10 protein-coding genes are annotated in these 16,305 nt (G+C 68.5%); 6 read left to right on the top strand and 4 right to left on the bottom strand.

Annotated elements, in window-relative coordinates; translation table 11 throughout:
• Positions 1-11: 11 nt before the first annotated feature.
• Together OU994_RS10065 and OU994_RS10060 are read right to left on the bottom strand one after the other, a co-directional pair.
• Entirely contained in the window at positions 12-2,267 is a 2,256-nt protein-coding gene (locus OU994_RS10065) for a xanthine dehydrogenase family protein molybdopterin-binding subunit (protein WP_281610631.1), read from the bottom strand.
• An 11-nt stretch (positions 2,268-2,278) separates the two neighbouring features.
• On the bottom strand, positions 2,279-2,743 hold the full coding sequence (locus OU994_RS10060; RefSeq protein ID WP_131147021.1) for a (2Fe-2S)-binding protein: 465 nt from the start codon (positions 2,741-2,743) through the stop codon (positions 2,279-2,281).
• A 127-nt stretch (positions 2,744-2,870) separates the two neighbouring features.
• Between OU994_RS10060 and OU994_RS10055 the strand changes: the two genes are divergently transcribed.
• Both OU994_RS10055 and OU994_RS10050 read left to right on the top strand, forming a co-directional pair.
• Positions 2,871-4,667, top strand: coding sequence for an amidase (locus tag OU994_RS10055; RefSeq protein WP_281610630.1), 1,797 nt, complete (start codon positions 2,871-2,873; stop codon positions 4,665-4,667).
• A gap of 149 nt (positions 4,668-4,816) precedes the next feature.
• Complete coding sequence (locus tag OU994_RS10050; RefSeq protein ID WP_281610629.1) at positions 4,817-5,347, top strand: DUF6622 family protein; 531 nt, start codon at positions 4,817-4,819, stop codon at positions 5,345-5,347.
• A gap of 75 nt (positions 5,348-5,422) precedes the next feature.
• On the opposite strand, the gene OU994_RS10045 is transcribed toward OU994_RS10050, so the two are convergent.
• Both OU994_RS10045 and OU994_RS10040 read right to left on the bottom strand, forming a co-directional pair.
• On the bottom strand, positions 5,423-11,605 hold the full coding sequence (locus OU994_RS10045; protein ID WP_281610628.1) for an Ig-like domain-containing protein: 6,183 nt from the start codon (positions 11,603-11,605) through the stop codon (positions 5,423-5,425).
• Positions 11,606-11,789: 184 nt separating this feature from the next.
• The gene (locus OU994_RS10040; RefSeq protein ID WP_281610627.1) at positions 11,790-12,305 is read right to left on the bottom strand and encodes a hypothetical protein; all 516 of its coding nucleotides are present in this window, start codon (positions 12,303-12,305) and stop codon (positions 11,790-11,792) included.
• A 228-nt stretch (positions 12,306-12,533) separates the two neighbouring features.
• On the opposite strand from OU994_RS10040, the gene OU994_RS10035 reads away from it, so the two are divergent.
• From OU994_RS10035 to OU994_RS10020, 4 genes are all read left to right on the top strand, one after another.
• Positions 12,534-13,940, top strand: a complete 1,407-nt coding sequence (locus OU994_RS10035) for an L-cystine transporter (protein WP_281610626.1) — start codon at positions 12,534-12,536, stop codon at positions 13,938-13,940.
• A gap of 98 nt (positions 13,941-14,038) precedes the next feature.
• The gene (locus tag OU994_RS10030) at positions 14,039-14,803 is read left to right on the top strand and encodes a histidine phosphatase family protein (RefSeq protein ID WP_281610625.1); all 765 of its coding nucleotides are present in this window, start codon (positions 14,039-14,041) and stop codon (positions 14,801-14,803) included.
• Between the two features lie 14 nt (positions 14,804-14,817).
• Positions 14,818-15,756 carry an NAD(P)H-hydrate dehydratase gene (locus OU994_RS10025; protein ID WP_281610624.1) on the top strand — a complete coding sequence of 313 codons (939 nt, stop codon included), beginning with the start codon at positions 14,818-14,820 and terminating at the stop codon, positions 15,754-15,756.
• A gap of 105 nt (positions 15,757-15,861) precedes the next feature.
• On the top strand, positions 15,862-16,239 hold the full coding sequence (locus OU994_RS10020) for a hypothetical protein (RefSeq protein WP_281610623.1): 378 nt from the start codon (positions 15,862-15,864) through the stop codon (positions 16,237-16,239).
• The last annotated feature ends 66 nt before the right edge of the window (positions 16,240-16,305 follow it).

The raw sequence follows: 16,305 nt of genomic DNA, 5'->3' as shown, positions 1-16,305 counted from the left end.
GTTGAAGGCGGCTAGGCTTTCTTCAGCGCCGTGGCCACCGGCAGTTTCCGGATGCGCTGGCCGGTGGCGGCGAAGATCGCGTTGCACAGCGCCGGCGCGATCCCCGAGGTCCCCGGTTCGCCGATGCCGCCCGGTTCATCCTTGCTGGCGACGATGTGCACTTCCACCTTCGGCGCCTCGTTCATCCGCATCATCCGGTAGTCGCCGAAATTGGTCTGCACCACGCGGCCGGCCTCCAGCGTGATCTCGCCCCACAGCGCGGCGGTCAGCCCGAACACGATGCCGCCTTCCATCTGCGCCACGATGCCGTCCGGGTTGACCGGCTGGCCGCAATCGAGCGCGCAGACCACGCGATGCACGGTCACGTCGCCTTCCGGCCCCACCGATACCTCGGCGATCTGCGCCATGTAGCTGCCGAACGCGAACTGCACGGAGATGCCGCGGCCCACCTTGCGGCCCGCCACGGCCTTCATCGGCTTGCCCCAGCCCGCCTTCAGCGCCGCCAGGTTCAGCACGCCCAGCAGGCGCGGCGACTTGTCGAGCAGCGCGCGGCGGTACGCCACCGGATCCTGCTTCGCGGCGTGCGCCAGTTCGTCGATGAAGCTCTCGACGACGAACACATTGTGGGTCGGCCCCACGCCGCGCCAGAACGCGGTCGGGATCGGCGGCTCATGGCGCAGGTATTCCACACGCAGCGCCGGGATCGTGTACTGCAGGTCGGCCGCGCCCTCGACGGCGTCCGGGTCGATGCCGTTCTTCACCGCCGGCGGCGCGAAGCGCGCCATGATCGACGAACCCGTGACGCGATGGAACCACGCCTGCGGCATGCCCTTGTCGTCCAGTTTCGCGGCCAGGCGGTCGACGTAGTACGGCCGGTACATGTCGTGCTGGATATCCTCCTCGCGGGTCCAGACGAACTTCACGGGCCCCGGCCTGGCCTGCACCTTGGCGAACGCCACCGCCTGCGTCACGTAGTCGACCTCGAGCCGGCGGCCGAAGCCGCCGCCCAGGTAGAAGTTATGCACCTTCACTTTTTCCAGCGGCAGGCCGGTCAGCTTGGCGGCGGCGCCCTGCGCCAGGCTGGGCACCTGGGTGCCGCAGTACAGGTCGCAGCCATCGGCGCGCAGGTCGACCGCGCAGTTCATCGGTTCCATCGTCGCGTGGGCGAGGAACGGCGCTTCGTAGATCGCCTCGATCTTGCGGCCGCCCTTGGCATCGCCGTCCAGTTCCTTCAGCGCGTTGCCTTCGTCGGTCGCCACGGCGCCGCCGGCCTTGGATTTTTCCATCATGTCGGCCACGATGCCCGCCGTGGTCACGCCGGCGTTGCCACCGAAATCCCATTGCGGCGCGAGCGCGGCCAGGCCCTGCTTCGCGGCCCACATATTGGTGGCGACGACCGCCACCGCATTGCCGATCTTGAGCACTTCGCGCACGCCCGGCACGGCCAGCGCCTTCGGGTCGTTCGACGCGATCAGCTTGCCGCCGATCACCGGGCAGGCGGACACGGCGGCAATGCCCATGTTCGGCAGCTTCACGTCGATGCCGAACTGCGCGCTGCCATCGACCTTCGGCGGCGAATCGAGCCGCGCATGCTTCTTGCCGATCAGCGTGTAGGCGCCCGGATCCTTCAGCGTCACCGTCTTGGGCGGTTCCAGCTTCGCGGCGGCATCCACCAGCTCGCCGTAATGCAGCGTCTTGCCGGCCCCGTTCGTGACGGCGCCATTGGCCACCCGCAGCGTATCCGGTGCCACGTTCCACGTCTGCGCGGCGGCCTGCACCAGCACCGCGCGGGCGGCGGCGCCCGCTTCGCGCAGCGGCTTCCACGCGCCGCGGATCGACGTCGAGCCGCCCGTCACCTGGCCGCCCAGCAGCGGATCGCTGTACAGGTTGTTGTCGGCGGGCGCATGTTCGAGCTTCACCTTCGCCAGGTCCACGCCCAGTTCCTCGGCGATCAGCATGGGGATCGACGTATAGGTACCCTGCCCCATTTCCACCTTGTGCATGATCAGCGTGACGAGGCCCTCGCGGTCGATGCGGATGAAGGCGTTCGGCGCCAGCCCCGCTGCTTCCGACACCTTGGTGGCGGCATGGCCTACCGCTTTTTCCGGCGGTGCTTCCTGGCGGTCGCTCTCCTTGCGATTGCAGCCGGGCAGCACGAAGCCGACCAGCAAGCCGCCTCCGGCGGCGGCGCCCACGCGCAGGAAGCGGCGGCGGCCCCGGGCGCGCTCGTCCAGCTGTTCGTTGACTGTTTCAAGCATGTTTCCCATGGCGTGCCCCTTCATTTGACGGTGACCGTGCCGGCCGCGATCTTGATCGCGGCGCGGATGCGGCCATAGGTGCCGCAGCGGCAGATATTGCCGGACATGGCGTTGTCGATGTCGGCATCGCTCGGCTTCGGCGTCGCCGCCAGCAGCGCGGTGGCGGCCATCACCTGGCCGGACTGGCAGTAGCCGCACTGCACGACATCGATCTTGCGCCACGCGTCCTGGACCTTGGCACCGACCGGGTCGTTGCCGATCGCCTCGATCGTGACGATCTTCTTGCCCGCGGCCGCCGAGACGGGCGTGACGCACGAACGGATCGCCTGCCCGTCCAGGTGCACGGTGCAGGCGCCGCACAGCGCCACGCCGCAACCGAACTTGGTGCCGGTCAGGCCGGCCACGTCGCGCAAGGCCCACAGGATGGGCATGTCGTCCGGCACGTCGAGCGCTGTGTCGGTGCCGTTGATGTTGAGGGTGGGCATGCGGGCTCCTTCTTGATGTTAATGGTACAAACGTGAAACTATAGGGCAACGGGCGCTGCCATGTCGCCCCGATGATAGACTTGACTGCGAATTTTTCATTTTCTCGCCAATCAAACTTCCGTATGAGATGACCGACCGCCGCCGCTTCCTGATCAATGCCCCGCTCGGCCTGCTGGCCGCCACTACCGCCACCACCACCGCCACGGCCGCCGCGGCCGAGCCGCCGGCCGCCACCGCCGGAGCGCCGCCCACCTTCGGCGCACTGCCGCCGGCCGGGCCGCAAGTGACGCCCGCCACCTTCGCGGAGGCGGAAAAGCTGCTCCAGGTGACACTGACGCCGGCCCAGCGCCAGATGGCCGCGCAGGCCTGGCCCACCACGCTGGCCGGCCTGACGGCGCGCCGCGCCGGCCCGAAGAAGCTCGCCATCGACGACAGCGTGGTACCGATGTCACGCTTCGATCCGCTGCTGCCCGGCATGAAGGCCGGCCCGGCGCGGGCCCGCTTCGTGCGCGGCTACGCCGATGCCGGCGCGCTGCCGGCCAGCGATGCCGACATCGCCTACGCCAGCGTGGCCCAGCTGTCGCGCTGGATCGAAGCCGGCAAATTGACTTCCGAGCGGCTCACGCAGATCTACCTGGCGCGCTGCCGCCAGTTCGATCCACGGCTGCGCTCGATCATCACGCTGCTGCCGGAGCAGGCGCTGGAACAGGCGCGCGCGGCCGACCGCGAGATCGCCGCCGGGCGCTACCGCGGGCCGCTGCACGGCATTCCCTATGGCGTGAAGGACTTGCTGGACACGGCCGGCATCGCCACCACCTGGGGCGCCGAACCGCTCAGGGAACGCACGCCCGTGACCGACGCCACCGTCATCACTCGCCTGCGCGAGGCGGGCGCCGTGCTGCTGGCCAAGCTGTCGCTGGGTGCGCTGGCGATGAACGACATCTGGTTCGGCGGCCAGACCATGAATCCCTGGCTGCCCGAGGAAGGCGCTTCCGGGTCCAGCGCCGGCCCCGGCGCGGCCATGGCGGCGGCGCTGGTAGCCTTCGCCATCGGCAGCGAAACGGGCGGCTCGATCGTCAGCCCCAGCACGCGCTGCGGCGTGACCGGCTTGCGCCCCACGTTCGGCCGCGTGCCGCGCACGGGCGCGATGACGCTGTGCTGGTCGCTCGACAAGCTGGGCCCGATGACACGCTCGGTGGAAGATGCGATGCTGGTGCTGCAGGCGATCAGCGGCCCGGATGCCGGCGACGTTGCCAGCGTGCCGGCCAGGCTCGATTTCGATCCCGCCGCGCCGGTGCGCGGCTTGCGCGTGGGCTACCTGCCCGAATGGATGAAGGAAGGCACCGAGGTCGACCGGGCCGCGCTGGGACTGGCGAAGAAGGCCGGCATGAAGCCGGTGCCGGTGGCGCTGCCGGACTGGCCCTACGGTTCGCTGAACACCATCCTGTTCGCGGAAGCGGCCGCCGCGTTCGAGGAATGGACCTTCTCCGGCAAGATGGAGCTGCTGTCCCAGCAGACACCGGACGCCTGGCCGAACCTGCTGCGCGAGGCGCGTTTCCTGTCGGCCGTCGATTTCGTGCAGGCCGACCGCATGCGCCGCATGGTCGCGGAGCATATGGCCAAGGTGTTCGCGCAGATCGACGTGCTGCTGGTGCCGTCGCTGCGCGATGAAATGCTGACGATCTCGAACCACACCGGCCACCCGTCGCTGACCCTGCGCACCGGCTTCGTGCAGGTGAGCGAGGCGCGCAGCGACTGGGCGCCCCACCCTTCGCGCCCGGTACCGAAGTTCGCGCCGCCGCGGCGCGTGCCGCATGGCGTGACGCTGATCGGCCGGCTGTTCGACGAAGGCACGCTGGCCCGTGCCGGCATGGCCCTCGAACGGCTTTCCGGCGTGGCCGGCGAGCGCCCGGCGGGCTTCTAGAGACGACGGCGCTTCGCCAGTTTTTTCGCGCCGCCCCAGGCCCGTTTCGCGGCCTGGCGGCGCGGTTCCGTCGCAGGCGCCTCGCTTCGGCCGGCGCGCCCAGGCATGCTCTCCTCATCGACCACCGGTCACCACACGAGGAGCAAGCCATGCTGCAGCAGATCGTCACCCACACCCCGTTCCATATCTGGCTGCTGCTGGGCGTGCTGGTCTGGCGCGGCCTCGCCGCCAGCCGCGACCGCGCGGTGACGCTGCGCCAGGCGCTGGTCCTGCCTGTCGTGCTGCTGGCGCTGTCGGTACAGGACATGGCCAACCGCTTCGGCTTCGACGGGGTGCCGGCGGCCAGCTGGCTGGCCGGCACGCTGGCCGCGGCCATGCTGGCGTGGCGCTTCACGGCGCAGGCACCGCGGGTAATCGCGCCGGGCGCCACGGCCGCTACCGTCCTGCAGCGCGGCAGCTGGCTGCCGCTGGCACTGATGCTGGCCACGTTCGCGACGAAATACGCGGTGGCGGCCAGTTGCGCGATCGCCCCTGCGCTGGCCGGGAATACCGTGTTCGCCACCGCCGCCTGCGCCTTGTACGGCGTGTTCAACGGCCTGTTCGCCGGCCGCGCGCTGCGCTGCCTGCCATGGCCGTACCGGCGCCACGCCACCGCGCTGTCCTGCGCCACTGGCCGATAAACAAAAAAGCCGCCCGGCTCGTGCCGGGCGGCTTTTTTTAACGCAGGCTATGCGATCTTTAACGAAGGCTTGCGATCAGCCGAAGAACAGGTCGAACTCCACCAGCGACGCATCCTTCACGCCGGTCAGCGTGGCGACCTGGGTCAGTTCGCCGGCCGATACGACAGCGTCGGCGCCATTCGACACGAATTTATACAGGCCGGTCGCCGTGCCGTTGTCGATCGCGAAGAAGGCCACGTCGCCGTTCGCATAGGCCCCGCCGGCGCTGCCGATCGCCGCCGCGGCGCTGGCCACGTCGAGCTTCTTGGCGTTCACTTCGAAGACCACCACGCTGGCTTCGGCGGAGAAGCCGCCCGTCGATGCCGATTGCACGGCGCCGCCGGCGCCCAGCTTCAGGCCCGTCACATCGAACCATACGGTATCTTCGCCGGCCTTGTAGTCGGCCACCGTGTCGTTCGAGCCCAGGTCCAGGCGGAACACGTCGTCGCCGGCACCGCCGGTCAGCGCATCGTCGCCCGCGCCGCCGGACAGCGTATCGCTGCCGGCGCCGCCGGACAGGCGGTCCTTGCCGCGGCCGCCCGAAATCAGGTTGTCCAGGTCGTTGCCGGTGCCCGAGAAGGCCGCGGTGCTGGTCCCGGTATAGACCAGGTCTTCCACGTTGGCCGCCAGCGTGTGCGACGAGTACGCTGTCTGGACGATGTCGTAGCCTTCGCCGTCCAGCTCGATCACCTTGTCGCCCTTGCTGTCGACGACATAGATATCGTCGCCGACCCCGCCGGCCAGCACGTCGCTGCCGGCGCCGCCGTCGAGCAGGTCGTTGCCGGCGTCGCCATCGAGCTTGTCGTTGCCGGCCATGCCGTACAGGCTGTCGTCGCCCTCGCCGCCGGACAGCGTGTTGATGCCGGCGTTGCCCGTCAGCGCATTGTCGCCGGCATTGCCGGTGACATGCGTGACCACCGTATTGGCGACGATCGCGTTCTCCACGTTGGCCGCCAGCACGTAGGTCTGGCTGGCCTGCGCAAAGGCGATGCGCACCGTGTCGGTGCCCTGCTCGGCGTTTTCCACCACGTTGTCGCCCACCGCATCGACCAGGTAAGTATCGTCGCCGCTCAGGCCGGCCATGGTATCGGCGCCCACCTTGCCATCGAGCGTGTCGTCGCCGCTGGTGCCGGTGATCGAGTCGCCGCCGGCCGTGGCGGCGCCCACCAGCAGGTCGGCCACCGTCAGCGTGCGGTCGGAGAACACCACCGTTTCCACGCCTTTCAGCACGATCTTCACGGTGCCGGACGACAGCAGCGTTTCACTGGCGGTGGCTTCGATGGTGTAGGTGGAACGCAGGCCGTCCAGTACCACGGTATCGTTGCCGTCGCCACCATCGAGGGTGTCGTTGCCGCCATTGCCGACCAGCGTGTCATTGCCCGCGCCGCCCGCCAGCTTGTCGTTGCGGATGCCGCCTTCGATCCGGTTGGCCAGCGCGTTGCCGGTGCCGGTAAACACGGTACTGCCGGTGTAGACCAGCTGTTCGAGCTCGGCCCCCATCACATACGTGGCGAGCGCCGTGCGCACCGTGTCATTGCCCTGGCCGGCCAGCTCCGTCACGCGGTCCCCGGCGATATCGACGATGTACACATCGTCGCCCGCGCCGCCGCTCATCACATCGGTGCCGGCACCGCCATCGATCATGTCGTTGCCCGCACCGCCATCGAGCTTGTCGTTGCCGGCGCCGCCCAGCAGGCTGTCGTTGCCTTCGCCACCGTTCAGCACATCGTTACCGGCGGCACCGTCCAGCGTGTCGTTGCCGTCCTGGCCCGACAGCGTATTGATCCCGGCATTGCCGGTCAGCTTGTTCGCTGCGCCGTTGCCGGTCACGCTCACGGCCGACTTCGACGTCACCGTGGCATGCTCGACGTTCTCTGCCAGCACGTACGTGACATTCGCGGCGGCAATCGCGATTTCCACGGTGTCGACGCCGCCGCTGGCTGCTTCGACGACCTTGTCGTCCTTGTTGTCGACCAGGTAGGTATCGTCGCCGGCCAGGCCGGTCATCGTGTCCGCGCCCGCCAGGCCGTTCATCACGTCGGCGCCGTCCGTACCTGCCAGTGCGTCGCTCCAGCTGGTGGCGGTGCCCGAGACGATCAGCGCACCGAAGGCCAGCGTGCCATCGGCGAACGTGAGGTTCTCGACGTCGCGCGCCAGCACCTTGACCCCGCCGCTGCTCAACTCCAGGGTCCGGTCGGCGGTGCGGGTGATCGTCCACGCGCCGCGCGCGCCGTCCAGCACGGCGGTATCGTCGCCAGCTCCGCCATCGAGCGTGTCGGCACCACCGCCGGCCTGCAGCACGTCGTCGCCGTCGGCGCCGACCAGGCTGTCGGCACCGGTACCGCCGACCAGCGTATCGTCGCCGGCCATCCCGGAAAGCCGGCCGCCGCCATTGCCGTTGACGATCTCGTTGGCGCTGGCATTGCCGGTCAGCGTTGCCTTCTGGGTACCGGTGTACCGCAGGTTTTCCACGTTCACCGCCAGCGTCAGCACGGCGGACTTGGACAGCACGGTATCGCGCCCGCCGTCCACCAGCTCGATGACCTTGTCGCCCGAGGTGTCGACCGTGTAGGTGTCGTCGCCTGCGCCGCCATCGAGCCGGTCGGAACCGGCGGCACCATCGAGCGTATCGTCGCCCGCGCCGCCGATCAGCGTATTGGCCGCGGCGTTGCCGGTCAGCTGGTTGGCCAGCCCGTTGCCCGTGAGGTTCACGGCAGCAGTGGACGTGACGGTCGCATGCTCGACGTTGTCCGCCAGGACGTACGTCGTGCCGCGTACCGTGAGGTTGGCATGCACCGTGTCGATGCCCTGGTCGGCCAGTTCGTTGATCCGGTCACCCGCCACGTCGATCACGTAGGTATCGTTGCCGGTACCGCCGGCCAGCGTGTCGATGCCGGCGCCGCCGTCGAGCGTGTCGTTGCCCGTCCCGCCATTGAGCTGGTCGGCCTGGGCCGTGCCCGTCAGCTGCTGGCTGACCGGGGACGCACTGACCGTGAGCGTTGCCAGGTCGACCGGCGTGCCGCCGGCAAAGGAAAAGCGTTCCACGTTGCTGGCCCGTACCACTTCGCCATCCGGGCCCGTCAGCGTCAGTCCGCTGCCGCTGCTGGCACGGCTGTACTCGCCGATCGCGCGCGCCAGGTACAGGGTGTCGGTGCCCTCGCCGCCATCGACGGTGGCGCTGCCGGTGCCGAGGTACAGCGCATCGTTGCCGATGCCACCGGCCAGCACGTCGCTGCCGCCATTGCCGCGCAGCGTGTCATTGCCGGCGCCGCCTTCGAGCCGGTCATTGCCGGCGCTGCCGGTCATGTCGTTGTCCAGCGCGTTGCCGATGCCGGTAAACGCCGCCGTGCCGGTGCGCACCAGTTTCTCGACGCCGGCGCCGAGCGTGTAGCTGGCCAGCGTGGTGGCAACGGTATCGGTGCCGCCCGCCGCCGCGGTATTCTCGGTAACGACATCGCCGGCATCGTCGACCACATACTGGTCATTGCCATCGCCGCCCGCAAGCGCGTCGGCGCCGCTGCCGCCATCGAGCGTGTCGTTGCCGGCGCCACCGTCCAGGGTGTCATTGCCCGCACCGCCGTCCAGCTTGTCATTGCCGCTGCTGCCGGCCAGTGCATTATTGCCCGCATTGCCCGTACCCACGCGCCCGCCGGTACCGGTAAAGACCAGGTTCTCGACGTTGGCCGCCAGGGTCGCGTCCACGCTGGCGCGCACGGTATCGGTACCGCCGGCAGCCTGCTCCACGATGGTCACGCCGCTGTTATCGACGAGGAATGTGTCGTCGCCGGCGCCGCCGGCCAGCGTATCGGCGCCACCGCCGCCATGGATCGTGTCGTTGCCTTCCTTCCCGTCCAGTGCCTGGGCGGTGTCGTTCGCGCCCAGCGCGGTGAAGTAATCGGCGCCGTCGTTCCCGGCGGTGCCTTCCAGCGTGCCCAGCACGACCAGCACGACCGTCTTGCTGGCCTGGCTGGTCTGGCCGAGGGCGTCGACGGCGACGGCGCTGAAGCTGTGCGCGCCGGCCTTCAGGCTGCTCAGTTCGACGCGCCAGCGGCCCGCCGCGTCCGCCGTCACACGGGCCACCTGCGCGCCCGCATCGAACAGCGTGATCGTCGCGCCGGCGGCACCGGTGCCGGTGACCAGCAGGTTGCCGGTGTTGAAACTGCCCTCGTCGATGATCTGCAGGTCGTTCGCCACCGGGCCGGCCAGGGCGGATGCCTGGGTGGTACCCGGCGCATCGGCCTCCTGCACCGTGAACTGGGGCGCGGCCGGCGGCTGGCCGGAACTGCTCGACGCGGCAAATTCGGCGGCGCCGTCATGGTCGACCATCTGCTGCCAGACCAGGCTGCCGCCATCGGCCGTGGTCGTGGTCCAGCTGACGATCACGCTGCCGTCGGCCGTTTCGGCCACGGCGGGCGCGCCGACCTGCCCGGTCAGCTTCACCTGGTTGACTTGCCATGCGGCGCCGGCGGCGGTGCCGTTGGGGTGGTAATGGCGCCCCATCACGGACGCGGTACCGTCGGCGGCCACGTTGCTCCAGACGACGATGAAGCCGCCGTCGCGCAAGCCGGTGGCGGCCGCGTCTTGCTGGAAATCGGCCGCCGCTACCGTGACCGGTCCGCCCATCCGTGCGCCGGCCGCGTCGAAGCGCTGCACCATCACCGCATCGTCCGCCGTGGCGGGGTTGCCGTCATCCTGGATCCAGCTGACCACCGTGCCGGCCACTTCCAGCCCGCCGTTGCCGTACAGCGTGGCAATGCCGATGCTGCCGACGACGCCGCTGGTGGCCAGCTTGACTTCGGCCGCGGTCGCTTCGTTGTCCCAGCGGTACTGCTGCACCAGGATGCCGTCGGCCGCCTGCCAGGCCACCATGTAGCCATTGTCCTGCTCAGCGACCGCACTGTGGGCGGCGGCCACCGACGTGCCGGCGACGAGGTCGCTGCGCGAGGCGCCATCGGCGTCGAAGCGGCTGATCCGCACATCGCTGCCCCCGCCGGCCGCCGCGGCATGCCCGGTCACGGCGAAACCGCCGTCGATGGTCGCGGTGACTTTCGGCGCCAGCTTGCCGGTGGCGCCGCCCAGCACGATTTCCGCACCGTTCTTGCTGCCATCGGCGCTGAAACGCTGCAGCGCGATGTCCGAACCGCTGGCGTAGGTGGCAACCCAGCCGCCGTCGTACAGCGCGGCGATCGTCGGGGCGGCCTGGTCGCCATCGGCCGCGTCGTTGATCCGGGTGACGTCGCCGATCGGCAAGCCGTTCGCGTCGAAATGGCGGAAGAACACGCCGCTGCCGCTGCCATCGGTCGCCTGCCAGGCGATCACATAGGTGCCATCGGCGAGGGTCGTCACGGACGTTGCCTGCCCGCCTGTGGCCACCAGGCGATCGACGCCGGCCAGGTCGAACGTGCCGTCGGTGAATTTCAGGTGGCGGATGCCGGCCAGCGTATCGCTGCCGTCGCGCCCGGCCTGAAGGTCGCTCACGGTGACCCGGCCATCGGGCAGCGTGACGATCGCGTACTCGGAGCGCTGGCCGGTGAACACGGCCGTGTCGTCGCCCAGGCCGCCGACCAGGTCGTCGTTGCCGGCGCCGGCGTGCAGCACGTCGTTGCCGGCGCCGCCATCGAGCCGGTTGGCCGCGGTATCGCCGATCAGCATGTCGGCGAAATCGCTGCCGGTCAGGTTTTCGATACTGCGCAGCGTGTCGGTACCCTCGCCGGTGCTCGACTGGCGGGTGTACAGGTTGGCCGTCACGGGGCCCGCCATGCCGGCATAGCTGGCCGTGTCGATCCCCAGGCCACCGTCGAGCGTGTTGTTGCCCGCGCCGCCGGCCAGCACGTTGTCGGCGCCATCGCCGACGAGATGGTCGTCGAAGGCGGAACCCTGCACGCGCTCGATCGAGACGAGCGTGTCCATTTCAAGCAGTTCGTTGCGCCAGTTGTGGGTTTCCAGCTGGAGGGCTGCGGTGCCGTCGCCCAGGTGCACCGTGACGGCGCCGGACGCCCCGCTGTAGTCGACCAGGTCGCTGCCCGCGCCGCCGTTCAGCGTGTCGTAGCCATCGGAACCATTGATCGTGTCGTTTCCGCCATGGCCGAACACGGCATCGTCGCCGTAATCGCCGGTCCAGCCGAAGCCGCCGGTGAAGACATCGCCCCAATCCGTTCCTTCTTGCACATCGTCCATCATGCTGCCGAAAACAACAGGACCCTGAATCTTGACCGTCATGGCTCTCCACCCGAAAAATTAATTTCCACACGGAAATGTAACATACATGGTTGGATTACGGCGCGATGCGGCGGACCTTTACGGGATACACGGCTTTTTTTGTTGCAGTCACCTTACAGCGACCGTTTGTAGCGGAGAAGGCAAGACCAATCGGCAACGCCGTGCAGCGCGGCGCGCAGGGGACTCAGGTGGAGATGTGCTTGTCCTCTTCCTGGGCCTCCTGCATGGCTTGCGGCTCGAGGTGTTCGGCGGGGATGTTGAGCCGGACAAAGATGCCCCATGCCACCAGCAGTCCGGCGGCGCACAGTCCGATCACGCCGGCGTGCGGCAACAGTTCCGGATGGCCGTGCAGGGACTGGAAGGCGGACACCAGGCACTCGATCGATAGCGAAACGACCACCACGACCAGGAAGCGCGACAGGAAGCGCCGCACCCGGGTCGGCGTGCTGATGCTGGCTTCGCGCTGCACTTCCTCTTCCAGCACGGTCTGCCCCAGTTCGAACGAGGCGACCGCGATCGTCAACAGGCCGATGCACTCGAGGATGCGGACGAAGCGGGGCGGCGTTTCGGCGTCGACCGCGGCCGTCAGTGCCTCCCAGATTTCCCACGCCGCCATGCCGACCAGCGCGATGCCGCAGACGAGGAAGAACACCGCGACGGCGATATAACCGGCACCAAACAGTTTTTGCAGGACTTTCATGTTATTTCACTTATAAGGATATGAGGCAATATTCGCATGGGCACGGCAGGGCAGTCGCACGCGAGCGGCGCTACAGCGGTAAAATTCGTCGAAGCCACGCCAATCCATTGATTTCGCCAGCCAGTTTCCGATGGCTGCCAAACTTTATTACCCGATTTCCCCGCACCCACCAGTGCGGCCAGTATCTTTTCGACTCCTTTATTGCCTCCTCAACCGGTCAGGATCACGATGACGTTTCCCGTTCTGCTCAACCTCGCCGCCGCCCTGCTCCTGCTGGGGTTCCTCTACCACCAGCAGCGCCGGCATGCCACCTTCACGGTGCGGGTCTTCACGGCGATCGGCCTCGGCGTGGTGCTCGGCGCGGCGCTGCAGGCGCTGTACGGCGCCGACAGCGCCACCATCAAGACCACCGGCGAATACCTCGATATCGTCGGCACCGGCTATGTGAAGCTGCTGCAGATGATCGTGATGCCGCTGATCATGGTCTCGATCGTGGCGGCGATCCTGAAGCTGCGCGATGCGAAGTCGCTGGGCAAGATCAGCGCGCTGACGATCGGCACGCTGATGGCCACCACGGCGGTGGCCGCCGCGATCGGCATCCTGATGGCCAAGCTGTTCGGGCTGTCGGCGGCCGGGCTGACCTCCAGCGCGGCCGAAGTTGCCCGCGGTGCCTACCTCGAGGGCCGGCTGGCCGACGCGCAGGCGATCTCGCTGCCGAACATGATCCTGTCGTTCATCCCGGCCAACCCGTTCCTCGACATGACGGGCGGGCGCAAGACATCGACCATCGCCGTCGTCATCTTTTCCGTGTTCGTCGGCATTGCCGCGATCGGCATTGCCGACAAGAAGCCGGAGTTGTTCGTGTCGTTCGAGCATGCGGTGAAGGTGGCGCACGCGATCGTGATGCGTATCGTGACGCTGGTGCTGCGGCTGACGCCCTACGGCATCTTCGCGCTGATGGCCCAGGTGGTCGCCACCTCCAGCTATGCCGACATCCTGGACCTGATCGGCTTCGTGGCCGCTTCCTACTGCGCGCTGCTGCTGATGTTCGGCGTTCATCTCGCCATCGTCGCGGGCACCGGGCTGAACCCGCTGCGCTTCGCGAAAAAGATCCTGCCCGTGCTGACATTCGCGTTCACGTCGCGCAGCAGCGCCGGCGCGATCCCGATGAACGTGCAGACGCAGGTGCAGCGGCTCGGCACGCCGGAAGGCATCGCCAATTTTTCGGCATCGTTCGGCGCCACCATCGGCCAGAACGGCTGCGCGGGCATTTATCCGGCAATGCTGGCCGTGATGATCGCCCCCACTGTCGGCATCGATCCGTTTACCGTGTCGTTCCTGCTGCCGCTGCTGGCCGTGGTCACGATCGGCTCGGTCGGCGTGGCCGGCGTGGGGGGCGGCGCCACCTTCGCCGCGCTGATCGTGCTTTCCTCGATGAACCTGCCGGTGGCGCTGGCCGGCCTGCTGATCTCGATCGAACCGCTGATCGACATGGGCCGCACGGCGCTGAACGTTTCCGGCGCGATCACGGCCGGCACGCTGACCTCGCGCGTGATGGGCGAGACGGATGTCGCCGTGTTCGAGCGCGATGACGATGCCGATGCGGATATCGAATCGGAAACCACCCCCGCCTGAGGAAGCCGCGCCGCCGCGCGCGGTTGGGCCGCCATCTCGCGCCACCGTTTTGCAGTTTCGTCTAGTATTCGCAAACCGAATTATCGAGACGGACGGCGATGGAACAAAAGTGGCCTCAACAGATCTGGATCGTGCGGCACGGACAAAGTGCCGGCAACGTCGCGCGTGAAGCGGCGGAAGCGGCCTCGCAGTTTCTGATCGACATCGCCGAACGGGACATGGACGTGCCGCTGTCGCAACTGGGCGAGCGCCAGGCGGCCGCGCTGGGGCAATGGTTCGGTGCGCTGCCGCCGGAGCAGCGGCCCAACGTGGTGCTGTTCTCGCCTTACGTGCGGGCGCGCGAAACGGCGCTGGCGGTGGTCGACTGCCTCGATCGCGACGAGCTGCTGACAGTGGCGACCGACGAGCGGCTGCGCGAGAAGGAATTCGGCATCGTCGACCGCCTGACGCCGCTGGGCATTGCCGACAAGTTCCCCGAACTGCATGAACAGCGCCGCCACGTGGGCAAGTTCTACTTCCGGCCACCGGGTGGCGAAAGCTGGTGCGACGTGATCCTGCGCCTGCGCAGCGTGCTCGATACCATCACCCGCGAATACCGCGGCGAACGCGTATTGATCGTGGGGCACCAGGTGATCGTCAACTGCTTCCGTTACCTGCTGGAACGAATGGACGAGGATGCGATCCTGGCCATCGACCGCGCCGCCGATGTGCCGAACTGCAGCGTCACTTCCTACCGGTTCGACCCGGCCGCCGGCAAGCGCGGCAAGCTCGTGCTCGACCTGGAAAACTTCGTTGCCCCGCTGACGTCCACCGGTACCCCGGTCACGAAAAGCAAGGACCAGCCGGCCGCGCCGAAAGCATGACGACAGGAGCATCGATGACAACCGAGATCACCGCCGCCACGTTACGGGAATGGGCACTGCCCGAACCCTCGTTCGACGACGACAAGGAGGGCCGCGGCCATGTGCTGATCGTGGGCGGCTCGCGCGAAATGCCGGGTGCCGTGATGCTGGCGGCGACGGCCGCGCTGCGGGCCGGCGCCGGCAAGCTGACGATGGCCACGGCCGCCAGCGTGGCGCCGCTGGTGGCGACGGCGATCCCCGAGGCCCGGGTGATCGGCCTGGCCGAAACGAACAGCGGCGGTTTCACGGTGGAAGCGGCACGCCGCCTCGGCGACATGTTCGGCAACACCAGTGGCAAGGCCGGCAGCAAGCCCGGCGCCATGCTGGTCGGCCCGGGCATGCAGGACGACGCCGCCACGGCGGAACTGGTGCATGCCCTGCTGCCGCGCTTCGCCGGCACGCCGCTGATCCTGGATGCGGCGGCGATGGGCGCGGTGCGGGCACAGGGCGAGCCGCACCTGCTGGAAGAGCCGAAGGACATGGAACATTTCCGCTTCCGCGAAGCGGTGCTGATGACGCCGCACGCCGGCGAACTGGCGCACCTGACGCGGCGCGACAAGGAACGGATCTGCGACGCCCCGCTCGAGGCGGCGCAGGAGGCCGCGCGGCGCTGGAACGCGATCGTGGCGCTGAAGGGCGCCACCACCGTGATCGCCACGCCCGACGGCCAGCAGTGGCAACACCAGGGCGGCAATGTCGGCCTGGCCATTTCCGGCTCGGGCGACACGCTGGCAGGCATCATCGCCGGCCTCGTGGCGCGTGGCGCCACGCTGGAGCAGGCTGCCGCATGGGGGATCGCGCTGCATGCGTCCGCCGGCGAACAGCTGTCGATCCGGTACGGCGTGCTGGGTTACCTGGCACGGGAGATTTCGGCCGAAATACCGGCCCTGTTGCGTACGCTTGCCCCAGCCTGAGGGGGATAGCGGCTATTAACATCAGGCACATCTCGAACCTGCAACCATTCCGGCGGTCCCACCGCCGGCGGTGGTTGCACCCCACCCACTTTATGAGGAGTCGACATGATTAAGCTGAGTAAATCGTCCGCCCTGATCCTGGCAGCAGTGCTGGGCACCGCCGCACTGACCGGCTGCAAGAACCGCGATGCGGACCAGCCGGCGGCAACCGATACGGCACCGGCGGTAACGCCGGATACGAGCACCACCCCGGCCGCACCGGCCACCCCGCCGGCCAGCGGCACCAGCGGCGACATGGGCACTACCGGCGGCACCACCACGCCACCGGCCGACGCCACCACGACGACGCCGCCGGCGGACGGCGCCACCACGCCGGCGACCGGCACGACCGGCACCGGCACCTCGGGCACCGGCACGTCCGGCACGTCGGGCACCACCGGCGATACGGGCACCTCGGGCACCGGCACCACGCCGAACCGCTGATCGGCACCCAGGTAAAAAGCCGGCACCTCTCGCGAGGTGCCGGCTTTTTTTTCGTGCCGCCGTGGC

It is taken from the genome of Pseudoduganella sp. SL102 (assembly GCF_027856995.1).
GTDB lineage: Bacteria > Pseudomonadota > Gammaproteobacteria > Burkholderiales > Burkholderiaceae_D > Rugamonas > Rugamonas albidiflava.
This window is presented reverse-complemented; position numbering and strand designations above follow the sequence as displayed.